This is a genomic window from Anoxybacillus sp. FSL W8-0104, assembly GCF_038004465.1.
Lineage (GTDB): Bacteria > Bacillota > Bacilli > Bacillales > Anoxybacillaceae > Anoxybacillus > Anoxybacillus flavithermus_G.
The window spans coordinates 2,293,462-2,318,259 of sequence record NZ_JBBOQU010000001.1 but is presented as its reverse complement, the minus strand read 5'-3'; the positions used below and the strand labels follow the sequence as shown (position 1 = coordinate 2,318,259).

The window sequence follows — 24,798 nt, the reverse complement described above, 5'->3', positions numbered from 1 at the left end:
TGGTGAGCGAGATGAGAAAACAGCTACACGCCCTTCTCGATCAGCGTATTCGTTCCTTTTTTGCGGCTAATGTGACGGATGAGGAAATGGAACGAAAAAAGCAACTGCTGGCGAAGCGACAGGCGAAGCTTGTGAAATGCGAAGGAAAAGGAGTCGTAATAGAAAAGAAACATATTGCCTCTCACACGTTCGTCCGCTACATCGTTCATTTCCGTTTTTTTATTTGGCAAGACGGGTGGATGTATGTTGAAGAGGAACAAGAGATGCGTGAAGCAATATTTGAACGACGTGAGCTTGTGAGTGATCGCCCGCTTTTGCCTAACATGGAGACGGAACAAGTTGAAAAAAAACAAGAACGTCATGAAGATGAACGAGTTCGTTATACGTATGATCGATTAGCCGCAGTACGATATGCTGAAGTATGGTGGAATGGTTATAACCCCGCGTTTCATCAATTCCATGTTGATTGCACAAATTTCGTTTCTCAATGTTTGCATGCGGGCGGTATTCCGATGATCGGATATCCAAATAAAACGAAAGGATGGTGGATGCGAGAAAACGATTGGAGCTATACGTGGACGGTTGCACATGCATTTCGTTGGTATTTAAGTGGAACGAAAACAGGTATTCAAGCAGTTGAAAAAAAATCGCCGGAACAGTTGTCTCTTGGTGACGTCATTTGTTATGATTTTCAAGGGGACGGACGATTCGATCACACGACGATCGTTGTCGCGAAAGATAAACAAGGGATGCCTCTCGTCAATGCCCATACGTCCAATAGTAGAATGCGTTATTGGTCATACGAGGATTCAACCGCTTATACGCCGAATATTCAATATAAGTTTTTTCATATTATTGATCGAATATAGGAGTGAAGAATGTGGCTTTACATGTCGTTTTATATCAACCAGAAATTCCAGCAAACACAGGAAATATCGCGCGTACGTGCGCGGCGACAGGAACGTCATTACATTTAATTCGACCGCTCGGATTTTCAACTGATGACAAAATGTTAAAGCGTGCCGGATTAGATTATTGGGAGTATGTTAACGTTCATTATTACGATTCATTACAAGAGCTTTTCGAAAAATATAAGGAAGGTCAATTTTTCTTTATTACGAAGTTTGGAGAAAAATATTACACCTCTTTTGACTATAGCGATCAAACGAAAGACTACTTTTTCGTTTTTGGTCGCGAAACAAGCGGATTGCCGAAAGATTTAATTGAAAATAACATGGAACGTTGTTTGCGTATTCCGATGAATGAATACGTCCGTTCGCTCAATTTATCGAACACAGCTGCTATCCTCGTGTATGAAGCGTTAAGACAACAAAACTTTCCAAACGTATTTTAAGCGACTTTCGAATGAAAGTCGCTTAATTTTTTACTTCTGGCTTATCATTATATCCTGCGGTGAAGATCGCCACCAAAAAGGCAGCGATTACGCCAAGAATGAGAAGCGTCTTCATATACAATCTCCTCCCTTGATGAAGTGACAACAAATGTCCACGTTTTCATTATAGCTTAATTGCATGTCGGGATGAAAGTCATTCTTTCACGAATGATCCCGGACATCCTTGCATACATATGGTATTAATCACAATGCTAGATCACAACGGTGGAGGAGGTCCGTGTATGGACATTTTAAAAAAAATACAAAAATATAGAGAAGAAGAACAGAAGTTAAAGTGGGAAGGGACATTTGCGGAATATTTAGAAATCGTAAAAGAAAAGCCATGGGTAGCTCAGTCTGCTCATTCTCGCGTTTACAATATGATCAAAGATGCGGGCGTAGAAGAAGTGGATGGGAAGAAAAAATACAACTTTTTTAGCGGCCAGTTGTTTGGACTTGAGGAAGCGCTAGAGCGTCTTGTAGAAGAATATTTTCATCCAGCTGCGAAACGATTAGATGTTCGAAAACGTATTTTGTTGTTAATGGGGCCAGTAAGCGGCGGAAAATCGACGCTTGTGACGATGTTAAAGAGAGGGCTTGAGGCGTACTCATATACCGATCGTGGTGCTGTATATGCCATTAAAGGATGTCCGATGCACGAAGATCCGCTTCATTTAATCCCGCACCATTTACGCGACGAGTTTTATAAAGAGTACGGTATTCGTATCGAAGGAAACTTATCTCCATTAAACATGATGCGGCTTGAAAAAGAATACGGTGGGCGCATTGAAGATGTGATGGTTGAACGCATCTTTTTCTCAGAAGATAAACGTGTTGGAATCGGGACGTTCAGCCCATCCGATCCGAAGTCCCAAGATATTGCTGATTTAACAGGAAGCATTGATTTTTCAACGATTGCTCAATATGGGTCCGAATCGGATCCGCGCGCATATCGCTTTGATGGGGAGTTAAACAAAGCAAATCGCGGCATTATGGAATTTCAAGAGATGCTGAAATGTGATGAAAAATTTTTATGGCATTTACTTTCTTTGACGCAAGAAGGAAATTTTAAAGCGGGACGTTTTGCACTTATTAGTGCTGATGAATTGGTTGTTATTTGATATCTACTAAAAATATATAAAAGCGTAAAAACAAATATGACCAAAAAATAAAAAAACTTCCCTTTAGTGGGAAGCAGAGGAGATAGTGTTTAAAATGATTTTAGGGTTAATGTAAGCATGCAGATTAAATTTCCCTTTACCTGTTTTTTCTAACACAATGTAATCAAAGATCCCTCGTAAAATTTCATTCTTTTCACCTTTAGATAAATCACCGTTTACATACAAGTCATACAAAGTTTTAAATCCTTGCTGTATAGACTCAACATTTACTTCTTCAATTTGCTCCTTATGTGTTTCTGCTTGCAAAAAATAAAGTTGTCTTTCTTTTTCCTCTTTTTGTTTTAAAATTTCTGCACGATCTTTTTCATATTCCTCATCTGTTATTTGTCCTTTCCGCAACATTCTCCGCAAAGCAGTCAATTCACCATCCAGACTTTCTAACTGTTTTTGTATGAGTAAAACTCGGTCAGTTGGATTAACAGAATTTTTCTGTTTCATTTTATCTAAGTCAATCATTTCTTCAAGCCTTTGTCTTAATATTTCAGTATCGACATTAATGAAATCTTCTTGCAGGATGCGGAGAATTTCTTGTTCTACAGTTCTATACTTCATATAAACCCTGCAAGCCAAACAATTTAGAAATTCTTTGTCATATACAGACTGTGTACCGTCTTTTTTCGTATAGTATTGTCTAGAGTACTGCCTTTGCATTTTATTTCCGCAACTTGAACAAACGATAAGTCCTGCTAGTGGTTGAGGCTCAAAATCTAATCTGACCTTAGGACTGTTTTTATTTTCTTCCATGATTTCAGCCGCTTTTTCAAAAGTTTGTTTGTCAATCAATGGAGGATGGGCATTTTCTGCTACTATCCAGTCTTTTTCCTCCAGTTTTATTTTTTTCTTATTTCTAAGTCGTGTGGTTCTAAATTGTACGGTGCCAATATAAACGGGGTTTCTCAATATTCGTCTAATAACCATGGGCTTCCAATATGTTTTTCCTATTGGAGAAGGAATTCCTTCTTCCCTAAGTTTTGTACTAATAGCATTGTAACCAATACGATGATTTACATAGTAATCAAAAATCTTTCGCACTACCCATGCGGTTTCTTCATCAGGTTCTAATCTCTGGGTAAAACTATTAAACTTATATCCATACGGAATCCCGCCACCACCCGTCATCCATCTGCCTTGTACCGCATATGTATAGCGCGCTTCCCGCATTCGTCGCGTTATTTTGCTATATTCCATATTGGCGAAGAACATATGGAATTTAATGTATTCCATATCGTTATCATCAAGAGGATCAAATGTTTGGAATGGAGTTATAATGTAAATGCATTTTTCTAATATGATTTTTTCTAGAAACCCCATCTGCTCATATGAACCACGCCCCAGACGGCTTATATCTTTGACCATTATAGCAACTGTGCGTGGTTTTACTTTTTGCAACTCTTCAATAATATGTCGAAAAACAGGCCGTTCCTCAATAGCATCTGCACCGCTCCCTACTTCTTCGTATAAATCCCAGTCGTAATGCTGGTATCGTTCGTTTAAGATTCTTTCCAATAACGCGCGCTGTTCTGCTAGTGTATCCTGATCTGTCTTTTTTTCCCGTTCCAAGTCTTGTCGAGAACGACGGATATAAGCGTATATATACTTAACGCTGGATGGTAACTTACTATCCATATACCCATTCCCCCTGTTTTGGTATGTGTTTAACGACTATTATACTACTAAATATACATATGTAGCACATACAAAAACACAATAGTTATTGCTATAAACACACAAGAAAATGGGAATTGGGATTTTTGTATAAAATAACCTAAGATTAGGTGTTTGGTATAATTAATATATGAACTCAATATATTTTTAGAATTTTTGTTACAAGGGGGAGGGGATAGGATGATTGAAATCGTATGGGAAAGAATAAAGGAATGTGAAGGTCAAGTTTTCAAGCAAATTCGTGGAGGAGAGTTTACGTACAAAGTTAAGGGAAATTCTATTGAGTTAAGCAGAACTAATCGCTCAATATCAAAAAATACTTTTAAAGAAGCACTAAAATATGTACCGTTAGAAAATACTGTACCTGTACAGCACTTGCAGGCTCCGTCTTATTTGTTTGCAATATTGATGGACAGGAGAGTAAGGCAAAATGATTGGTAATAGTAGAAGAAGATAAAAATTGAATATTGGACCTTTACAAGAAGTTTATGATGTAGTATCATAAAAGCAATCTAATTTTAGTATATTGTTATATATTGGTATATTTTTATATATAATAAATGGTTTGTTGTTTAATATACGGGAATTTTAACGTTTATATTTATACGATATCTCCTTCTTTTTAATACACGGAGAAGAAAAAATATATAATACACCGCATTTAATAGTTGAATATGTGCACATATAAGGATATCTGTGCCTGTTTATATGGGGGTATTATGTATTTTTATAATTTTTGTGTTTAAAAAGGAGGAGTTTTTTATGCAAAAAAGTCAATTTGATAAGAACGGAAAAAAAGTAGGTTATCTCGTACATCTTGCTCCATCTTACGACAACAGCATTGATTTATACTTAGAATCCCGAGTGGTGATTTCTTTATTAATTGAAACTACAGGATTAACTGTAGGCGGGTATCTTTCATATAAAGATAACCCAAAATGCGCAGAGTATTTTATCGAAAAACTTAAGAAAGATCAAATTGATACAATTGTTGTACATGATATTGAAATATTTAACAGAGACATCATTGATTTGTTCATACAAAAGGGATTCCAGTAACTATTCATCCCGATAGTAGTATGTAAAGAAGCGCAACACAAATAGGACATCCCCGTAATAGAAAATGCCCTAAGTGGTAGAAAGAACACGATCGAGCGTGTCACCCGTCAACAGAAGACATAACGAATCCCACACGTTTTTTTCGTGTTTCGTCAGTGTGGAAACGATGCTTCTTGCGATGCAAAACGACTGCGCGAATGTTTCTTCGCGAAACGTACCCGAAATGTTCTCTTTGACTTTAACCATGCGAAGATCGCGTTCGGCTTGGTTGTTGTCAAAGGGAACATGTACTTCACGTAAGAAACGCAACGCTTCTTCCTTTCGTTTCTGAAGCCGTCGAACAAAAGCGAGTGCTTTTTTCGGAAGAGGTGTCATCGTTTCCAATCGATGTTGTGCTCTTTCTAGGATGCGATCATACACTCGTTCCCACCGTCTCGCTTCTTCTTCGGAAAGTGCACCGTGATGGGCTTCGACGGCTTGCTTGGCGGCTAACAGAAACGTGGTCATGCGCATCGCCCACGTATGCCCTTGTTCGATGAATCCTTTTAACTCACGCAAATGGTGGGCATGACAAAGGGCATGGGTGGCATGTGTGTATTTCGGATACGTACCGAACCCATCGTGCATCATCGTCCCTTTGTATTGTGGAAGAATCCCGATCTCATCCGTTGCTTTCTTTCCACGAGAAGCGTGAGAAGCCAAGTATGTATATCTCGATGTACACGCGACATGCACCCATGCGAGTTTCCCATTGATGCGCAAACTCGTTTCATCGACATGCAGGATGTTGGATTCAAGTAAGGCGTCTTCGATGATGTCCATATTTGATTCCAGCGCTTCGCGTCCTCGTTTCACCATATTGGCAAGGGTTCCTGTACTAATCGAGTGTTGATATAACGCTTCGATTGTATCACTTAAACGCTTGTACGGGATCAATTGGATATGATGTAAATAAACAACGAGCGCAGTAAGGCGTGGACCGTATTGCACATGATTCGTGACATGGGATGGGAATTCGGCTTGTTGCACGCATCGACAATGCGGACACGATTTCACTTCACGTTCATGTTGTGTCACCTCGATCGCCACAGGAGGGACATCAAACACTTGACGGATATCGACTTTGAACGGTTTGACGTCACGCAAAGAAACCCCACATCCTTGACACGTATGCACACGGTGGACGACACGATGATGTGGATGTTCCACTTGACGGAGCGTCGTTCCTTGATGTCCTTCTTGTCCGCCTGGCTTGTTGCCAGATGGTTGACGAGAAGAACGTGTGTTGGCAAAACGGTCAGAAGATGGGGGCAAATGGCTATTGGAGCTGTTTTTTTTCGTGCGTGCTTCCAGCTCTTGAACGCGATACTTCAGTTGTTCATTTTCTTTGCGCAGCTGTTTGATTTCGTGACGCAAATGTTCATTTTCTTGAACGAGTTGATGAATGAGCTGTTTTTGTTGTTGAACTTTGCTGATTAAGCTTTCAACTGTAAATACAGCTTGTTGTACCGTCAACATGCGATTCACCTCCTTGTCTATCAATATTCACATCATAGACAAGGAAAGAAGAAAATATTCAGCTCACTTTATGATGTGGCTGAATAGTTACGGATTCCATTTCATTGTGGTAGAGATTGATAAGTTTAACTCTAAATATTGCATTTTTGAAATAGAAAACAACGGTAATAAAATTGATGCTTTTACCGTTTATTCCAAAAGAACAAATGCTCAATGGCACCGCCTTAAAACAAAATACAAAAAGGCAATTAGCAGAAATAAGATTCTTGCGAGAAACTTAAACAACATTTGCGAGCAGTTTGGACTTTAAAGTGAATAGGTTGTGTAAAGAATGAAGAGACCACTTGTTAATGGTGGTCTCTTTTTTATTTGGAATTGATTTTTTGAAGGTTTTTGGTTGCAAATGTTGAATTTTAGTTAATGAATGTCTGATTTACCTTGTTCAATACTTTTTATTCATCAAAATTGTGTAAGAACATTTATAACTACCAAGAATAATAAATAAAGAGCAAGTCACTTTTTTTCTTCTTTAGGAATCTGATGAAAAAATCTCTTTTAATTGATTTAAAACAGCAAGTTCTCCTTCTGGAAGATATAACTCTTTAGACAAATCAATAGTATTAATAAAGAGTTTTTCCATTTCTTGATTTTCGAATTTGTAAGCAATGCTTATGTCGTCAGTATATTTAGGATACAAGAGATAAATTTTCGGTTTCCCATATTTATGGTAATAACCAAACATTTGATATACATCTTGGTCACTGACACCACTTCTTCTTTGTTCTTTACGGAGAATTTTGTATTTAGTATCAATGAGAATGATTACACGCTTGTTACTTACCAATGCTATGTCTGGTTTTAGAAGAAAAGACCCTTTATCATTTTTATCGTATATTAAATGTGATTTACCATATTGAGAAAAAACACTTACCTGTTCAAATATATCAGTTGAAAATTCCTTAATTAATTCATAAATATACTCTTGGAATACGATATTCATATCTATGTTAAAAATAAAATTATCTTTATAATGAGAGTCGGAAATATCAAATGAGTGACCCTCCAAAAACATTTTAGCGAGTCGCAAGAGTTTAGAATATTCTCCTAGAAGTCGATCTTCCCTAATTAATGAAAATGTATCCTTAGTGATATAGATATTACTAACATCTGCTAATGTATGAATAATATTTTGAGCAATTGTTCTATTTTGGATGATGTATAAAATTTTGTGTAAAGCATTTTGCTAGGCAAAAAGAAAAAAGGTAGGGTATTCTCTGATTTGAACCAAAAATCTTAGAGAAAGGAGTACCCTACCTATGTCTAAAAGTATACCGAATGTAGACTGGGCAAATCAACTGGAAAGTGTCATTCGTCAGTTTGTGAAGGAAAAATTAGAGCTGATTATGCGGGAAGAAATCAAACATTTCCTCGAAATCGAACAGGCGGACACATCCAATATGAGAAACGGCTACTATCAACGAAATCTAGATACGCAATATGGCCGAATTGAAGGCCTTTTGGTCCCAAGGGATCGAAATGGGGAATTTCAAACGCAGCTGTTTGCCCCTTACCAACGTCATACTGGTTGGCTCGAGGAAGCCGTCATCAAAATGTATCAAAGTGGCATGAGTACGAGGGAAATTGGCAAGTTTATCGAACGAATTTTAGGAAATGCCTATTCTCCAACGACAATCAGTCGTATTACCGATGTAGTGAAGGAAGACATCGAGAAATGGCACAATCGTCCTCTACATCAGCGTTATTCGGTTTTATATTTGGATGGTTTATACGTAAAACTTCGTCGCGAAACCGTGGAGAAAGAAGTCATTTATGTGGTGTTAGGGGTGAACGAAGAAGGATATCGCGAAATTCTTGATTTCTTTGTGGGAGGACAAGAAAGCGCCTATGTATGGCAGGAAATCCTTCAACACCTCTATCAAAGAGGCGTCAAGGAAGTGCTTCTGGGCGTATTCGATGGACTACCGGGGTTGGAGGAAGCCTTTAAGGCGGTTTATCCGAAAGCCGATGTGCAGCGTTGTGTCGTTCACAAAGTCCGTAACACCCTCAGCCGTGTTCGGAAAAAAGATCAATTTGAAGTGGCAGAGGATCTCAAACTGATTTATCGCGCGCCGAATAAGGAGATGGCGTTACAAATGTTTCAACAGTTTGAGTCGAAATGGTCCAGCAAGTATCCGAGAGAAGTTCAATCTTGGGCCAATGAGTTGGATGTCCTCCTTACATTTATGGATTATCCAAGCAGTATTCGAAGTGTGATTTATACGACCAATGCCATCGAACGAACGATCAAGGAAATTCGGAAACGCCTAAAACCGATGAACAGTTTGAATAGTTTAGAAGCCGCTGAAAAAATCGTGTATTTGACCATTCAAGATTTTAATGAGAAATGGGCAGGGCGAAAGTTGCGAGGATTTGCCGAAGCGCATGAAGCCCTTCAACGAATGTTTGAAGAACGTTATTGTTAACCAAATATTGTAAATAAACAAAATAAGGGGATTCTCCCTTTCCACACAAGAGACTGAATATTCAGTCTCTTGTGTGGAGGAAACCAGTCTCCCCTCTATTCTAAATCTATTTCAGAGATACCCTATCTATTTTACATTACACAAAATTCTTGACGGTACCGATTATCCACAATTATTTATACCTGAATCCGTGACAAAACATCTTTACAATGGTCGCAAACCGTTGATACGATAAGGGAAAACGACGTTGACGACTCTTCATCAAGTAGGTGAATGTGATGAAAGATTTCCCGATTCGGTTTGTATTGACAGATGAAGCGATTACTCCAAGTGCTGGGCTTGCTCTCGTGGGCTACTTACTGCACCAAACGAAGCTGGATAAACGAGTAAACGCACTTCGGCTCCCAACGGTTCGTCGAGATGTGCACATTTCCCATAGCGACGTCATTCGCTCGATGATCGGCTTGCTTGCCACAGGAAAAACGGATTTTGATCATATCGAAGCGTATCGTCAGGACGATATCTTTTCGACATCAATGGGCATTCGGCACGTACCTTCCTCCCCAACGTTGCGACAGCGTCTCGATCAGCTCGCTTGTCTCCCGATGACCGAAACCATCATTTGGGAGGAATCGATGCGTCTGTTGGTTCGACAACACGCTACCTTGTCCGCTTGTTGGACGAAAGGGAAAACGACATGGCTTCCCCTTGATATAGATGCTTCCCCATTTGATAACTCCGATACGAAAAAAGAAGGAGTGAGTCGAACGTATAAAGGATTTGACGGTTTTACGCCGTTGTTTGCGTACGCAGGGAAGGAAGGGTATATCGTTCATGCCGAGCTGCGTCCAGGGAAACAACATGTACAAGACAACATGCCTTCGTTTTTAACTACCGCCATCCGTCGAGCTCGTCCGCTGACCTCGTCTCGTCTGCTTGTCCGCATGGATGCAGGGAACGATGCGGAAGCGAATGTGCACGTATGTCTAAAGGAAGACGTGGACTTTGTCATCAAGCGAAACTTACGCCGAGAATCGAAAGCGCTTTGGTTCCAGATCGCTTCGCAAAAGGGCAGACGCGTCGATGATGGACAAACAGAAGGAGTACAAACGTATGAGTTATGCCTTCCACAGACAGCAGCAATCGATGGACACACGTATACGTACGTTCAAGTCACCCAAGTGACGGAACGAACGATGGAACGAAATGGACAGCTGATGCTCGTTCCTGATTACGAAGTCGAAAGCTACTGGGTGCGCCTCGAAGGATACGAGCATGTTCGAATGAGTGATGTGCTCGCATTGTATCACGATCATGCGACATGCGAACAGTTTCATAGCGAACTGAAAAGCGACTTAGATTTAGAGCGACTTCCATCAGGGAAGATGAAAACGAATGCGCTCGTGTTAGTCATGGGAGCATTCGTGTACAACCTTCTTCGCCTGATTGGACAAGATCTATTAAGCGATCCGAGACATCCATTACATCATAAAGTGAAACGCCGCCGCATCAAGACGATCATTCAGACGGTGATCACGATGGCAGGTCGACTCGTCCGCCGATCACGACAGATCTGGATGAAACTGACGCGAAGGAGTGGGTACAGTATACTCCTACTGAATGTGTATCAAAAATGGAAAGAGGCAAGATAACAAACAGATGTTCGGGTACTCATATCCATCACTCCCCCCTGTACTTTTTTTGTCTCTTTTTTGGTTTGTATCTCCATAAAAGAGGATTTATCTCGTTTTCAAACATGAAAGTGGTGCAGGGAATCATCAAAAAAAGGGATGTATGGATCATATATCCATAGAACTAACACCAAAATCAAAGTTGATTTCCAACCATCACGGATTCAGGTTATAATTATTCACAATCATTTTAATTGTTGTAATGATTATTTTACTGTAGATGAGCAAAATCACTAACATAAATTTACATCGAAACAAAAAAGGAGACATGAACCCGATTCCTTGATTAGAATAGATGTGCTACCAAACCATTCACAAGGAGGTTCATGTCTCATGAATAGATTAGCACATCATCAAGGAATTCACAAGTTTTTCACGATGTTGGGGTTGGCCCTTTATTTTTCAAAACCCGTTATGAAGCATCTCGTTCATATCGTGGATGCGATGATCACGAAGGGATTTTCGGGAACATTGACCGATCTTCATCATGGGAGCTTTCATCCGAACCACCGCACGACACTCAGCCATTTTTTCACGAAAAGCCCATGGGAGGAAGAGGCGCTGCTTCATAAACTCCAGCAGTGGATCCTTCGTCGTGTCGAACGCATCGCCAAACAGGAGAATCAACCCTTGTTTGTTTCGATCGATGATACGATTTGCCAAAAAACCAAGCCTTCGTCACGGGCAACACACGCGATTCAGGGATGTGATTGGCACTACTCTCACTCAGAGAAAAAATCGATTTGGGGCCATTCTCTTGTTTGGTTCATGGTTCATACTGCAACCCAGGCGTTTCCCTTTGCCTTCCGCCTCTACGACAAGACGGCGGGAAAAAGCAAAGGGGAACTCGCAATCGAGATGCTTTCTTCGTTGGATGTACGCCGTCCCGTTTATGTGCTGATGGATTCGTGGTATCCATCGAAAGCGCTCGTGGAAGCTTGTCTGAAAAAAGGATTCCACGTCATCGCGATGCTCAAGACGAACCGGATTCTCTATCCGAACGGCGTTGCCGTCCAAGCGAAGCAGTTGGCCCGCTCCATCGAACCGAATGACACTCACCTCGTCACGGTGGGAGAAGAGCATTATCGCGTCTATCGTTACGAAGGAGCGCTCAACGGTCTCGACCATGCGGTGGTGCTGCTCGCTTGGAAAGCCAATCAGCCGATGACATCGGAACATCTTCACTGCGTCTTGAGCACCGACCGGGAGCTAAGCGATGAAGACATCTTGCGCCACTATGCCCAACGCTGGTCGATCGAATGCTTTTTTCGACAAGCGAAAGACCAGCTGAAGCTCGATGGGTACCGTGTTCGTCAGGTTCGAGCGGTGAAACGCTACTGGATCTTGGTGCAGCTTGCTTACGTGTACAGCCTATTCGAGTCGAACAGCGATTTTTCTGATGGGCTCGATCTCTTGCGCAAGAGAAAAGGACATAGCCTCGTGGAGTTCATTTACTGTGCAGCGAAACAAAATATTCCCATTGATACCGTGAAAAAACAGCTCCATGTGGCATAAGGGTTACCCTGTTTGTTTCTTTTTACATGGTAATTATTGTTATGAAAATTGCTCATCTACAGTATTTTATTAATGATGAAAGTAGTTAATGGAATTTTTAACAATGGGAAGCGAAGAAATAAATCAAGAAGAGGCTATTTATATAATGGAAGATTGAAAATGGGGCAATCACTCTGTTTTTAATTTTTTATAGACGTTGTCTTTTGCAAAAAGGACAAAATAGGATATGTGTTGAATGTATAATATATATAGTAAATAAGGCAAAATTGCGATATGTTATACATAAAGTAAATTCTACTGCTATAATCGTATTTGCGGGGGTGACGATATTGAATGAAATAGAACTAAAAAAATTATTGGATAAATTTAGAAGCCTCCCCTCCGAAAATGAATGGGTAGAGTTTAAAGAAGCCAAAAATAATTTTGGTTTTGATGATTTAGGTGAATACTTTTCAGCGTTAAGCAATGAGGCTAACTTAAAAAATCAGCCTTATGGGTGGCTTATTTTTGGAGTAAAAGATAAAAATAAAGAAATTGTTGGAACACAATACAGAGAAAATAGAGCCGATTTAGATAGCCTTAAACATGAGATATCGAGGCATACAAACGGTGGGCTGTCGTTTGTTGAGATTTATGAACTTTTTTATCCAGAGGGCAGGGTGATTATGTTTCAAATTCCTGCTGCGCTGAAGGGAATGCCAACATCTTGGAAAGGTCATTATTTTGGCCGAAATGGTGAGTCGAAGGTTCCACTCAGCATACAAGAAATCGAAAGTATTCGCAACCAACGTATGAAAGAAGATTGGTCGGCCGTGATTTGTCCCGGTGCTACGATTGATGACTTAGATAAAACGGCCATTGAGAAGGCAAGAGAAGAGTATAAAAAGAAAAATCCACGTTTAGCCGAAGATGTCGATAAATGGGATGATATAACGTTTCTGAATAAAGCAAGGGTAACGATTAACGGACAAATTACGAGAGCAGCCATTATATTGCTTGGTAAACCTGAATCCGAACACTTTTTGGCGCCGGCTGTTGCAAAAATGACATGGATTTTGAAAGACGAACATAATATTGAGAGGGATTATGAGCATTTTGGACCGCCATTTATTTTAAACACAAATGAACTTTTTGCAAAAATCCGCAATTTAAAATATCGCTATATGCCGGACCAAAGTTTGTTCCCAATTGAAGTGAATCAGTATGATCCTTACGTCATTCGTGAAGCATTGCATAACTGTATTGCTCATCAAGATTACACTCTTCAAGGACGAATTAATGTTGTTGAAAAACCAGAGGAATTAATTTTTACAAATCTTGGTGAATTTATTCCTGAAACGATTGAGAATGTGATTGAACGTGATGCACCTCAAGAATATTATCGAAATCGCTTTTTAGCCGAAGCAATGGTCAATCTGAATATGATTGATACAATTGGTTCGGGAATTAAGAAAATGTTTTTAGAGCAACGAAAAAGATTCTTTCCAATGCCGGATTATGATTTAAGTGAACCGAATAAAGTAAAAGTGACCATTTACGGCAAAATATTGGATTATAACTATACTCGTATGCTTATCAGCCATACAGATCTCGATTTGAGTGTAGTGATTGCGTTAGATAAGGTGCAAAAAAAGCAACGCATCACACAAGAAGAAGCAAAAAAATTAAGGGCATTAAAATTAGTGGAAGGCAGATATCCAAACCTATATGTTTCCGCTAAAATCGCTGAAATTACAGGAGATAAAACCACCTATATTAAAAACAGGGCCTTTGATAAAGAGCATTATAAGCAACTGATTATCTCATTTTTGCGTCAGTATAAAGTGGCAAGTAGGAAAGATATTGATGATTTGTTGCTAGATAAACTATCTGATGCTCTCAATGAAAAGCAAAAAAAGAGGTACATCGGAAACCTGCTTCAAGAAATGTCCAAGAAGGATAAAACTATTGTAAATCAAGGTTCTGCCCGCTATCCAAAATGGGTATTAACTAATTAGTTAAACTTAGTTTTAAATTAGTTATAGGTTTAGTTAATAAAATTAGTTATAAAAATTGCCCGAATATTGATTTTACGCGGTTTTTCCATTAACTAATTAGTTATAGGAATAGTTATTGTTAGTTGTAGGATTTAGTTAAAGACATCGGTTCAATTTAAACTGGTGTCTTTTTAATATTTACCAAAGAGTTTAAAACATATTCTAGAATTTGAGGTTTTTGTCTGAATATGTTGAATCTTTATTTGTAAAGAAGTAATCCCCTATAAAGAGGCTAAAGGTAGAATTTCTTTATTCAACTTAGCCTTTGGATGAAACAAAAAGTGGATACGATGTCACATTTTGTTCATGTAGATATTTTATCCAACTTTTTATAAGCACGAAGCAATATACGGTTAAATATCTATATATGAGATGTTCTACGAAAAAATGTGATGATGTAAGAAGAAAACAGCCTCTTTGATTTGGGAAACTCCCACTAAAATTTTTGATGATTCGGGTGAGACAATGTTTAGCGAAAAAATTTATAAAGAAGTGGATAGTGCTATAAAAAGGGTTTGGTTGGAAGACATCAAAGAAGATTATTTGCGGCATAGTTTATTGAAAGAGGATTCATTGAAAAATGCTTTTTATTATCACTTGAGAAGACGATTAGGCGACCATTATTTATTGGATAATCATTTAAGGATCTATACGGAATTTTATTATATGGGATTACGAGCAGACTTAGTTGTTGTAAAACTGAATGAAAATCCGGGGCAAAATGGCCACTTGAAAAACGATGTTGCCGAAATCATTGCAGCCATTGAAATGAAATATAAATATGATTTATCAGATAAACCATTTCTAAGTGACATCGAAAAAATACGAAAAAGTATTGAAGAATATAAAATAAATGCTCTCTATTATTTAGCATTTATCCATGAAGTCGAATATGAGGCGAATTCAACATTGTCTTGGATAGATATAGAAAAATCGCCTTGGGCAAAAGGGCGAGTCGTTGAATTGAATGGCTATTTTGTTACCGAAAAACAAGATCCGGTTTGGGGAGTTGTTTCTTATAACGGATTAAACGAAGAAATATTTAGGAGAGGAAATTATGGTAATGAAGAAAGAAAAGACAATCCAGCCTTTTCAGTTAGTAGCATTAGAGAAACTTTCTAAAATTATAGCCGATAGATATACCGGAACAGAAATTACAAATTTTTTTCATAAAGCAGGTTTTAGACAGTTTTTTCATGATGGTTCAACAAAATGGAGATTTGTTTATAATGTGTTGCAAGAGATACAAAACGAATATTATGGACCTTATAACGTCTTAAAAATTATTGAAACGCTATGCAACCCACAAGAATTTATAGGTGAATTGGAGAAATTCGAGGAGATTGTTACTGTAGTAAACGAAATTTTAAGATTTTATGGGTTAAAAGTCGATTTACGTGACGGTAAGGTAAAAAGAACAGAAATATCTACGCATGTTCATGATTCCGAAGAAAAGAGAATGTTTTATGCAAGAAATTTTCATTATGAAATCAGAAAACATGGAGAAGAATTATTCTTAGAGAAAAGGTATTTTCATGCAGTATTTGAGTGTTGCAAAGCCTTTGATAAGTACGTTAGGGAGAAATCTAAAATTGAAAAATTCGGTTCTGAGTTAATGTCTGCTGCACTTTCAATGAACGGAACTTTAAAATTAAATAAACAAATGAGCACAACTGATAGAAATGAACAGGAAGGGATAATGCTTTTATGTATGGGGGTAATGAGAGCAGTAAGAAATCCAAAGAGTCACGAGCCAGCATTAGAATGGAAAGTTTCACGGGAAGATGCTCTTGATATTTTATCTTTGCTAAGTTTCCTGTATAGACAAATTGACAGAGCGCAATATTTTTCGATGTAAGAAATTATAAGGGGAGGTCGCATTTCTCAACTTTGTCTCGATTTTTAGAATCAAGGGATTCACCTTTTTTCTGCCAAAATGACTTATGAATAGGTTATTACATCCTGTTGGGTGTACATAATGGAGTAAATGACTCGTGGTGTTTCCGAGTCAGTTTGGGATACTAGCCAAAGGCGAATAGCATTGCAAAAAATTTAATTGTAATTGGATGTATCACCCAATAGGCGTAAGGATGGAAATAATACAGGGGTGAAAATAGTGATTATTGAAACGCATGATATCGATTTTATCAAACAATTATACGAAAAGTTTAAAAATACGAATGAAGAAAATATTAAAAATCACGTCGTAACACGTTTTTTAGAAATGCTGGGGTATAACGCTTTTGATTTTTACTATGAGCATCAATTGTATCACAGAAACGGAAGAGCAGATATCGCAATAAAAATTAATGATTACACTTTTCTATATGTCGAGGTAAAATCTCCATACAATAAATTAGATATAAAAGAACAAGCACAATTGGCTTCTTATTTGTTCGATAGAGGATTAGAGTGGGGAATATTAACAAATGGAAGAAACTACATTTTATTTAATAATAATATTACTTCACTTCCAAATCCAAATCGTTCGGTTTATCTAGATAAAGTGGTTTTCAATATCGATATCTTTAACAAAACACAACTTGAGAACATAAAATATTTTTCTAAAGAAAGTATTTTTGATACGAAAGTGTCAAACTACTTTCGTGATATTGCACAATATAAAGCATTAAAATACCCTAACGGTGGTAGTAGTTGGAATGTTTATAAAGGGACTCTTTATAACTTTTTTAAATATTATGTTAAACAGCAAGGTAAGTATAGAAGTTTGGAGCAGATACGTGTTGATGAATTTGAAGAGTTTCTGAGTTATGAAAAAACGTTTAAAAATGAAACAAAAAAAGGTAAAAGAATAAATTCTGTAGATACTTTTGAAAATAAGTACTCTCACATAAGATCGTTTTATCAAACAATGAAGAAATATAATAAAATTAGTTCTCATCATTTTGAGGAAGAAAAAAAGAAACTAATTCAAAACTTTGATATAGAAGAAGAGAAGCAAGAAGTTAATCATGTTTTAAATAACGAAAACATTAGTTTGATTCTCGACTTTTACAGTAATCAAAAAGATGCAATAAGAAATAAAACAATATTCTTGCTTTGTTTGGCATTTGGTTTAGAGTATGAGTAAAATGTTTGTGGGAGAAAAAAAGACAGGTTCCTGATTTGGTATAATAAGGAACCTGTCAGATATGTAAGCAAAATAGATGAAAAACGGGCTCTCCTCCTGGTAAGGTAGTAAGTGTGAAAAAAAAATACAACCAAAGAAAGGAGTGGAGCCCATGCAGGATTATATCACAAACGGCTTGACATTAAAAGAGATCGAACAGTCTTTATTTAGAGTATGAGTAAAATGTTTGTGGGAGAAAAAAAGACAGGTTCCTGATTTGGTATAATAAGGAACCTGTCAGATATGTAAGCAAAATAGATGAAAAACGGGCTCTCCTCCTGGTAAGGTAGTAAGTGTGAAAAAAAAATACAACCAAAGAAAGGAGTGGAGCCCATGCAGGATTATATCACAAACGGCTTGACATTAAAAGAGATCGAACAGTCTTTATTTAGACATATGCAAAAACAATATGGTCATCTCCTTCAACAGGTGTTGGAGGAGATCGACCGCACATTGGCAGAACAGAGGGACAAGAAACGATATGCGCTCAAAGATAAGCGGACGATCCGACTCCAAACGCTATTTGGAGAGGTGGAAGTGAAGCGAAACTACTACTTTGACCGTGAAAAAAAGGTGTATACGTCTTTACTCGATGTCTTTCTCCAGTTCGATGGGGCGCATGGAGTGAGTCCGCTATTAGAGGAGACAGCGATTCATCTCGCCGTGACGGGTTCTTCGTATCGACAGGCTGCGCAGTCGCTTGAAAAGCTGGTGGGGTATGCATGTATGAGTCACGAAACGATTCGCCAGTCCATCATCGAGGCAGAGGTGGAAGGGCACCGTGCGATGGAGAAAAAAGGGCGCGTGTTTTTTATCGAAGCAGACGGGTTGTACGTGAAACGTCAACGAAGCCGCATCAAAGGAAAAGAAGAAAAGATCATCACGATTCACCAAGGATGGGAGAAAAACGGGAAACGCGTATCCTTAGTGAATCGACGGTATATGGTTCATCAAACGAATGAACCGATTTGGGAAGCTGTAGAGAATTTTCTGATGAAGGAATACAGCTATGATCCGTTTGAGGATTGGGTGGTCATCAATGGAGATGGAGCCCCATGGATTACAGCGTGTCGAGAATATTTCGGGGACAGGGGGTACTTTCAGCTTGATCGGTTCCATGTGGCAAGAGAGATTCGTCAATTGTTCCGAGGTCATGCGAGATATCGGGTGATTCGAAAGAAGTTAGCATCATGGGATGAAGAAGGTGTGTTACGAGAACTCACAAGTGCCATCGGTACGTTAGAACATGAGGAGAAGGAAAAGCAACTCGAGGCGCTTGTTCGTCGAATCGAGGAGATACCAGGATGTTTACGTGACTATCGCGTATGGTTGAAGGAAAAAGGGATTGACACGACAAACATGAGGGCGATGGGGAGTGCGGAAGGAACGATGCATGTGTTTGCGAAACGAAGTAAAAACGGTCGAAGTTGGAGGGATGCAGGGATTGAAGCGATGTTGCGAGCGATCGTCGCGATAAAAGATACGTTACTCATTCGGACACGCGATGGAGTGATGTATGGCGTGGAAGAACGAGAAGAAACGAAACGAGAAACGATCGTGAAAAAGGCACTGAAGCGCGTGCAAACGCAAATGACAGAAGTGGTACGAGATAACATCCCATACCTTCGCCAATCTTCAGGGACACCGATTTACGAGGCATTGCAAGCATTGAAAGGTTTTTAAAACGAGAGAAAACGCACATACCTACAGGATGAGAGTAAGTAAAAGCGCTTACATATAACGATTTTATAAAACCATATATAACCAAAAAAATCGGTCGAGAAAAAAATCTCCCACAAAGTCTTGACTCAAACTGGTTTAGAACGTTCTACTCTTATCAAACTTAATACTAGTAATATTAGAAATAATAAATTAATACTTGATAATAGAGAACTTGTGCTTCCTCCTGTACTGGAAAAAACAATTAACGAACTCATAATAGAGAATAAACAGAGGAACATAAGAAATGGTTATTTATTTAATACGAAGTACAATAAACAATATAAAGTTATCACGGAAGGCACTATTAATAGTATCTTTGATGTACTGAGAAAAATAAACAAGGAGTTTAGTGTGTTATCTCCCTCTTTTATAAGGACAAATCTTATAAAACGCTTGTTCTATAATGGTTATTCGATAGAGGAAATTGTATATTTAACCGGTACTGATTTGGTTAGTTTAAGTAAAATTATTTCTTATGAAGAAATTTTGGAACAAATAAAAGCAAAAAATAAAAAGGGAAATAAAAACCACCCATTTAAGGAATTTTTATATGAAAGAGGAGGACACTAAACTGCTTTAATTGTGTTCTCTCCTTTTGCAGATGATGACGAGATTAACTCATTAAATTAAAGAAAGTTTCATCATAATGTGTACTTGACAAACATTAAAGTTATGTAAGTACGTGTTGCGATTTATTATGATTTAGGTGGAACTTCAACACATTTTTCCAAGAAAATCAATCACAATTTATAGTGAAAACCCTAAAAGTTTTTTAATTATTGGCACTTGTACAATTATGGATAAATTTATATAATCAGTTATATATTGAATAAAATCTTAGCAAGTGGTTGCCTTTACAACACAATTGGTTAATAAGTATTTACAGAACGATTCAAACTACGGTTTAAACTCCACATGTAAACAATAACGCTAAAAACACAATTAAAACTACATATTTACAGTACTGTTTAAAATACATACCACTCCTGCTAGCACAGGGGGTATGTATATATGTACGTTAAAGAAAGAATATTACACGAAAATCGGACTCTTCACCTGCATACGATGTATAAACGGCATCGTGCAGGGGTGAAGGGAATGGAAACAGTTACTCAACCTTCCCAACAAATCAAAGAGATCGAAGGGAAGTATGGAGCAATCAAAGTATTTCAATCCCAGAGAGAAGTTTCAAAGACGGACGAGGATATCCATTCTTTAATTGCAAGAGTTCTGTTGATGAAACAGAAAAGACTGGCCAACAACGGCTAGTCTTTTTTGTTTCTCAGTGAAATAGATACATATTTTCATATTTTAGTAGATATCATACTATCACTGATGAGCTCATTGTTGCTCATACGAATGAAACAGAGTATCGTTCGTTTATTGCTAATAAGAAAAATGAGGCGCTTCATTCGCGAATTATCGTCATGCCGATTCCATATAACTTAAAAGTGTCAGAAGAAGAGCGTATTTATGAAAAAATGATTCGCGAAAGTGACGTAGAAGATGTGCATATTGCACCGCATACGCTGCGGGTAGCAGCGATGTTTACCATTTTAACGCGATTGAAAGAGCCGAAGCGCGGTGATATCGACCTTGTGAAAAAAATGCGCTTGTATGACGGTGAGTTAGTTGAAGGATTTAATGAAGTGGATGTCGAAGAGCTGAAAAAAGAATATCCAGATGAAGGAATGAGTGGTATTGATCCACGTTATGTTATTAATCGTATTTCGTCTTGTATCATTCGAAAAGAAGTGCCGTCCATTAATGCATTAGATGTATTGCGAGCATTAAAAGAAGGGCTAGAGCATCATCCGTCTATTTCAAAAGAAGATCGGGAACGTTATTTAAATTTCATTTCGATTGCAAGAAAAGAATACGATGAAATTGCAAAACGTGAAGTACAAAAAGCGTTCGTCTATTCGTATGAAGAATCAGCAAAAACGTTAATGGATAACTATTTAGATAATGTAGAAGCGTATTGTAACAGAGCGAAAATTCGGGACCCGCTCACAGGAGAAGAAATGAATCCAGATGAAAAGCTGATGCGTTCGATTGAAGAGCAAATTGGCATTTCGGAGAATGCGAAAAAAGCATTTCGTGAAGAAATTTTAATTCGTATCTCAGCATATGCCCGCAAAGGTCAACGATTCGATTACAATTCGCACGAACGGTTGCGTGAAGCGATCCAGAAAAAGTTGTTTGCAGACTTAAAAGATATTGTCAAAATTACGACGTCTACAAAAACACCTGATGAACAACAACTCAAGAAAATTAATGAAGTTGTTGCGCGGTTAATTGATGAGTATGGTTATAACTCCACTTCAGCAAATGAATTGCTTCGTTACGTCGGAAGCTTGTTAAACCGATAAAGCATGCCGCACTTGGCATGCTTTGTTTTATCATCGTATAAAACAGGCTTGTCCTTCAGAAAGGGATTTGAACAATTTTCGCAATCATTTGTCAATTTTTTTCGGTCGTCGCATAGGATAAAGTAACTAGCCATTCATTTATGATTTTTTATTAGCCAACATAGTGTATGCGAGGAAAAAGAATTTGTGCATGATTATTTCATATGTAGGAGGGGAAAAAATGAGTAGAAACTTCATTGTGTCAAAGGAAGATTGGTCCCTCCATCGAAAAGGCCACGATGATCAAAAACGGCACGAAGAAAAAGTGAAAGAGGCAATTAAAAATAATCTCGGTGACTTAATTACAGAAGAAAGCATCATTATGTCCAACGGTCGCGATGTCATTAAGATTCCGATTCGTTCGTTAGATGAATATAAAATTCGTTACAACTATGACAAAAATAAGCACGTCGGCCAAGGCGATGGGGACAGTCAAGTTGGTGATGTTATTGCGCGCGACGGTTCTGGTGACGGTCAAAAAGGACCCGGAAAAGGGCAAGGGGCAGGTGATTTGGCAGGGCAAGATTATTATGAAGCAGAAGTATCTCTAATGGAACTTGAAGAAGCGTTATTCAGTCAATTAGAACTTCCAGACTTAAGGAAAAAACAACACGCTGATCATGTTGTGCAACATATTGAGTTTAACGATATTCGCCGAACGGGATTGATGGGGAACATCGACAAGAAAAAAACAATGATGGCTGCGTTTAAACGAAATGCATTAAGTGGCAATCCGAGTTTTTATCCAATTTATCCCGAAGATTTAAAATTTAAAACGTGGAATGAAGTCATTAAGCCGGATTCGAAAGCGGTTGTCATCGCAATGATGGACACGAGCGGATCAATGGGCGTATGGGAAAAGTATATGGCTAGAAGCTTCTTCTTTTGGATGACGCGATTTTTACGGACGAAATACGAAACGGTCGATATTGTTTTTATCGCGCATCATACTGAAGCGAAAATTGTAACGGAAGAAGAATTTTTTACAAAAGGGGAAAGTGGCGGGACGATATGTTCATCAGCGTATCGAAAGGCACTTGAAGTCATTGAAACGACCTATTCACCGACGAAGTATAACATTTATCCATTTCACTTTTCCGATGGCGATAATTTAACGTCCGATAACGCCCGCTGTGTCAAGCTTGTGCAAGAATTAATGAAAGTATCGAATATGTTTGGATATGGAGAAGTGAATCAGTACAATCGTCACTCTACCCTTATGTCAGCATATAAACATATTAAGGATGAAAAATTCCGTTACTACATTTTAAAACAAAAATCAGACGTGTTACAGGCAATGAAAAGTTTCTTCCGAAAAGAAGAAAATAAGGCATTTGTATAATGGCACATCTTAAAATAGACGCGGTTTTCTATTCATGACGAGATCGGTTGAAAACTCAGTTCTATGGGTTAGGAAAATATCATGCAAAAGCCAGCCGTATAACCGGCTGGCTTCAGACTGTTGGCAAAATGGTTGTAAGGCAACTGCCTCACAACCATTTTGTTCTATTTTGATATTTGTTTTCCTCGATGAACCGACGAAAATAACGACATACATAAGTGAAAAAGAGGGGAGATGCCCATTCTCCATAGGCAGTTTGCTAATTTCTTTAAATTCATCGCAGCACAAACAAGCATCGCCTGCATCTGGTTTCTTTCCAATCCACGGTAATTCGTCCAGCGCAGACCATGCTTCCCTTTCAAATCTGCAAAATTTCGTTCGATTGTCTCTTTTCTCCGCTCATACAATTCTCGATGCTCCGGCACATATCGTAAGTGCTCGGCTTCTTCGTAGTAATCTTGCCAAACATGGCGTGTGACCACTTTCGTGTGGCTTTTGCTTTCTGTGCATTTTTCTAGATAAGGACACGTCTTGCACACAGATGGATTGGATTTATATTCCCGATAGCCTTCCCGATTCGTTGTTGAATAAGATAACACTTGGTTATTGGGACAAAGGTAACAGTCAAAATGTTCGTCATATGCAAATTCAGATTTCCGAAAGAACCCCTCTTTCGTCTTTGGACGCGTATATGGCCAAATCGGATCAATCCCTTGTTCTAATAGGTATTTCGCAATGGCTGGCGTCTTGTATCCTGCATCGATGCACAGCTTCACTTCCTTTTTGACTCGTTCAAACAGTTCAAAAAAGGCTTGACTATCATGCACGTTTGCCGCCGTGACATAGGATTGGAGGATCCAGCCATGGCGATCGCAAGCCGTGTGATAAGAGTAAGCAAATACTCGTTCGCGTTCATTTTTCACAAACATCCCACTCTCGGGATCCGTCTTACTGATCTTTACTTCTCGTTTTTTTTATCTGTTTCTGGCGGTAATGGAGATTTTCCGTGTGCGATCCGGTCTCGTTCAATCTCTTTTTCCAATTCCTCTTGATACGCTTTCGCTTCGACTTCTGCCACTTCGGTGTTGAATTTTCTTTTGTTTGCACTCGCCTTTACATGGGTAGAGTCAACAAATACGACACTTGGATCCACCAGCCCGTGTTGAAAGGCTTCTTCGAGAATTCTTGAAAAAATCTTTTGAAAGACGTCTGTACCTGCAAAACGTCGTGCATAATTTTTGCTTGGAGTCGAATGATGTGGGACAGGATCATGAAGACTCAACCCTAAAAACCACCGATATGCCACGTTGGTTCGAATTTGTTCCACCGTTTCACGCATCGAACGAATGCCGAAGATATAACGGATCAAGTACATTTTGAACAACACAACCGGATCAATACTTGGTCGTCCATGATCGGGTGAGTATGGGTCTTTGACAATGTCGTAAATAAAAGAGAAGTCAATCGCTTTTTCTAGCTTACGCACAAGGTGATCCTCAGGAACAAGGTCATCAATCAGTAGCTACACAATACTATACTCATCCTGCTCTACTTAAAGAATAGGCTTACTCCATGGGAACCCTGCCTTTTGGCAGGGGGTTTTTTTGTTTTTTGCGACATGTTTCGACATTTTTCATGATGGTTGTCTGATA

At 38.5% G+C, this 24,798-nt stretch carries 19 protein-coding genes and 3 pseudogenes; 18 read left to right on the top strand and 4 right to left on the bottom strand.

Features of this window, described 5'->3' with window-relative positions; all coding sequences use genetic code 11:
* Nucleotides 1-11: 11 nt before the first annotated feature.
* The 3 genes and pseudogenes from NST18_RS12170 to NST18_RS12160 form a co-directional block, all read left to right on the top strand.
* On the top strand, nucleotides 12-869 hold the full coding sequence (locus tag NST18_RS12170) for an amidase domain-containing protein (RefSeq protein ID WP_340721473.1): 858 nt from the start codon (nucleotides 12-14) through the stop codon (nucleotides 867-869).
* A gap of 11 nt (nucleotides 870-880) precedes the next feature.
* On the top strand, nucleotides 881-1,354 hold the full coding sequence (gene trmL / locus NST18_RS12165; RefSeq protein ID WP_004892264.1) for a tRNA (uridine(34)/cytosine(34)/5-carboxymethylaminomethyluridine(34)-2'-O)-methyltransferase TrmL: 474 nt from the start codon (nucleotides 881-883) through the stop codon (nucleotides 1,352-1,354).
* Between the two features lie 281 nt (nucleotides 1,355-1,635).
* Nucleotides 1,636-2,508 (top strand): annotated as a pseudogene (locus NST18_RS12160) (protein prkA); the annotation flags it as partial.
* Nucleotides 2,509-2,577: 69 nt separating this feature from the next.
* Here NST18_RS12160 and NST18_RS12155 read toward each other — a convergent pair.
* Nucleotides 2,578-4,200: a recombinase family protein gene (locus NST18_RS12155; RefSeq protein ID WP_192954374.1), complete on the bottom strand. Its 1,623-nt coding sequence runs from the start codon at nucleotides 4,198-4,200 to the stop codon at nucleotides 2,578-2,580.
* Between the two features lie 219 nt (nucleotides 4,201-4,419).
* On the opposite strand from NST18_RS12155, the gene NST18_RS12150 reads away from it, so the two are divergent.
* The gene (locus NST18_RS12150; RefSeq protein ID WP_111646563.1) at nucleotides 4,420-4,680 is read left to right on the top strand and encodes a hypothetical protein; all 261 of its coding nucleotides are present in this window, start codon (nucleotides 4,420-4,422) and stop codon (nucleotides 4,678-4,680) included.
* Between the two features lie 321 nt (nucleotides 4,681-5,001).
* Nucleotides 5,002-5,298, top strand: a complete 297-nt coding sequence (locus NST18_RS12145) for a hypothetical protein (protein WP_340721472.1) — start codon at nucleotides 5,002-5,004, stop codon at nucleotides 5,296-5,298.
* Between the two features lie 69 nt (nucleotides 5,299-5,367).
* On the opposite strand, the gene tnpC is transcribed toward NST18_RS12145, so the two are convergent.
* A complete protein-coding gene (gene tnpC / locus NST18_RS12140; protein ID WP_340721183.1) occupies nucleotides 5,368-6,816 on the bottom strand; it encodes an IS66 family transposase in 1,449 nt (482 codons plus the stop codon).
* A gap of 13 nt (nucleotides 6,817-6,829) precedes the next feature.
* On the opposite strand from tnpC, the gene NST18_RS12135 reads away from it, so the two are divergent.
* On the top strand, nucleotides 6,830-7,126 hold the full coding sequence (locus NST18_RS12135) for a hypothetical protein (RefSeq protein ID WP_340721471.1): 297 nt from the start codon (nucleotides 6,830-6,832) through the stop codon (nucleotides 7,124-7,126).
* 219 nt (nucleotides 7,127-7,345) lie between these two features.
* Here the strand turns inward: NST18_RS12135 and NST18_RS12130 are convergent, their stop codons facing one another.
* Nucleotides 7,346-8,014 (bottom strand): 5-methylcytosine restriction system specificity protein McrC, encoded by a 669-nt coding sequence (locus NST18_RS12130; RefSeq protein ID WP_340721648.1) that lies wholly within the window; start codon nucleotides 8,012-8,014, stop codon nucleotides 7,346-7,348.
* Nucleotides 8,015-8,132: 118 nt separating this feature from the next.
* Between NST18_RS12130 and NST18_RS12125 the strand changes: the two genes are divergently transcribed.
* From NST18_RS12125 to yhbH, 12 genes and pseudogenes are all read left to right on the top strand, one after another.
* Entirely contained in the window at nucleotides 8,133-9,299 is a 1,167-nt protein-coding gene (locus NST18_RS12125; protein WP_340721470.1) for an IS256 family transposase, read from the top strand.
* 278 nt (nucleotides 9,300-9,577) lie between these two features.
* On the top strand, nucleotides 9,578-10,951 hold the full coding sequence (locus tag NST18_RS12120) for an IS1380 family transposase (RefSeq protein ID WP_088223305.1): 1,374 nt from the start codon (nucleotides 9,578-9,580) through the stop codon (nucleotides 10,949-10,951).
* A gap of 372 nt (nucleotides 10,952-11,323) precedes the next feature.
* Nucleotides 11,324-12,505: an IS701-like element ISBsm1 family transposase gene (locus NST18_RS12115; RefSeq protein ID WP_088223322.1), complete on the top strand. Its 1,182-nt coding sequence runs from the start codon at nucleotides 11,324-11,326 to the stop codon at nucleotides 12,503-12,505.
* A 320-nt stretch (nucleotides 12,506-12,825) separates the two neighbouring features.
* Nucleotides 12,826-14,502 (top strand): RNA-binding domain-containing protein, encoded by a 1,677-nt coding sequence (locus tag NST18_RS12110; protein ID WP_083979169.1) that lies wholly within the window; start codon nucleotides 12,826-12,828, stop codon nucleotides 14,500-14,502.
* A 456-nt stretch (nucleotides 14,503-14,958) separates the two neighbouring features.
* Nucleotides 14,959-15,663, top strand: coding sequence for a hypothetical protein (locus NST18_RS12105; protein WP_192953102.1), 705 nt, complete (start codon nucleotides 14,959-14,961; stop codon nucleotides 15,661-15,663).
* The gene (locus NST18_RS12100; RefSeq protein ID WP_192954377.1) at nucleotides 15,599-16,399 is read left to right on the top strand and encodes a TIGR02391 family protein; all 801 of its coding nucleotides are present in this window, start codon (nucleotides 15,599-15,601) and stop codon (nucleotides 16,397-16,399) included. The genes NST18_RS12105 and NST18_RS12100 overlap by 65 nt, the downstream gene beginning before the upstream one ends.
* Before the next feature lie 258 nt (nucleotides 16,400-16,657).
* Nucleotides 16,658-17,632, top strand: a complete 975-nt coding sequence (locus tag NST18_RS12095) for a type I restriction enzyme HsdR N-terminal domain-containing protein (RefSeq protein ID WP_340721469.1) — start codon at nucleotides 16,658-16,660, stop codon at nucleotides 17,630-17,632.
* A gap of 372 nt (nucleotides 17,633-18,004) precedes the next feature.
* Complete coding sequence (locus NST18_RS12090; RefSeq protein ID WP_075039588.1) at nucleotides 18,005-19,354, top strand: ISLre2 family transposase; 1,350 nt, start codon at nucleotides 18,005-18,007, stop codon at nucleotides 19,352-19,354.
* Nucleotides 19,355-19,474: 120 nt separating this feature from the next.
* The gene (locus NST18_RS12085) at nucleotides 19,475-19,963 is read left to right on the top strand and encodes a hypothetical protein (protein ID WP_340721468.1); all 489 of its coding nucleotides are present in this window, start codon (nucleotides 19,475-19,477) and stop codon (nucleotides 19,961-19,963) included.
* A 441-nt stretch (nucleotides 19,964-20,404) separates the two neighbouring features.
* Nucleotides 20,405-20,662 (top strand): hypothetical protein, encoded by a 258-nt coding sequence (locus tag NST18_RS12080; protein WP_192953075.1) that lies wholly within the window; start codon nucleotides 20,405-20,407, stop codon nucleotides 20,660-20,662.
* 65 nt (nucleotides 20,663-20,727) lie between these two features.
* Nucleotides 20,728-21,765 (top strand): annotated as a pseudogene (locus NST18_RS12075) (protein prkA); the annotation flags it as partial.
* A 220-nt stretch (nucleotides 21,766-21,985) separates the two neighbouring features.
* Nucleotides 21,986-23,146, top strand: a complete 1,161-nt coding sequence (gene yhbH, locus NST18_RS12070; RefSeq protein ID WP_004892258.1) for a sporulation protein YhbH — start codon at nucleotides 21,986-21,988, stop codon at nucleotides 23,144-23,146.
* A 164-nt stretch (nucleotides 23,147-23,310) separates the two neighbouring features.
* Here the strand turns inward: yhbH and NST18_RS12065 are convergent.
* Nucleotides 23,311-24,665: pseudogene (locus NST18_RS12065) on the bottom strand (IS1182 family transposase).
* Between the last annotated feature and the right edge of the window lie 133 nt (nucleotides 24,666-24,798).

Coding starts and splice junctions, on each gene's coding strand:
- NST18_RS12170 (WP_340721473.1), top strand. CDS start 12: ATGAGAAAACAGCTACACGCCCTTCTCGATCAGCGTATTCGTTCCTTT.
- NST18_RS12155 (WP_192954374.1), bottom strand. CDS start 4,200: ATGGATAGTAAGTTACCATCCAGCGTTAAGTATATATACGCTTATATC.
- NST18_RS12150 (WP_111646563.1), top strand. CDS start 4,420: ATGATTGAAATCGTATGGGAAAGAATAAAGGAATGTGAAGGTCAAGTT.
- NST18_RS12145 (WP_340721472.1), top strand. CDS start 5,002: ATGCAAAAAAGTCAATTTGATAAGAACGGAAAAAAAGTAGGTTATCTC.
- tnpC (WP_340721183.1), bottom strand. CDS start 6,816: ATGTTGACGGTACAACAAGCTGTATTTACAGTTGAAAGCTTAATCAGC.
- NST18_RS12125 (WP_340721470.1), top strand. CDS start 8,133: ATGTCTAAAAGTATACCGAATGTAGACTGGGCAAATCAACTGGAAAGT.
- NST18_RS12120 (WP_088223305.1), top strand. CDS start 9,578: ATGAAAGATTTCCCGATTCGGTTTGTATTGACAGATGAAGCGATTACT.
- NST18_RS12115 (WP_088223322.1), top strand. CDS start 11,324: ATGAATAGATTAGCACATCATCAAGGAATTCACAAGTTTTTCACGATG.
- NST18_RS12100 (WP_192954377.1), top strand. CDS start 15,599: ATGGTAATGAAGAAAGAAAAGACAATCCAGCCTTTTCAGTTAGTAGCA.
- NST18_RS12090 (WP_075039588.1), top strand. CDS start 18,005: ATGCAGGATTATATCACAAACGGCTTGACATTAAAAGAGATCGAACAG.
- NST18_RS12080 (WP_192953075.1), top strand. CDS start 20,405: ATGTACGTTAAAGAAAGAATATTACACGAAAATCGGACTCTTCACCTG.
- yhbH (WP_004892258.1), top strand. CDS start 21,986: ATGAGTAGAAACTTCATTGTGTCAAAGGAAGATTGGTCCCTCCATCGA.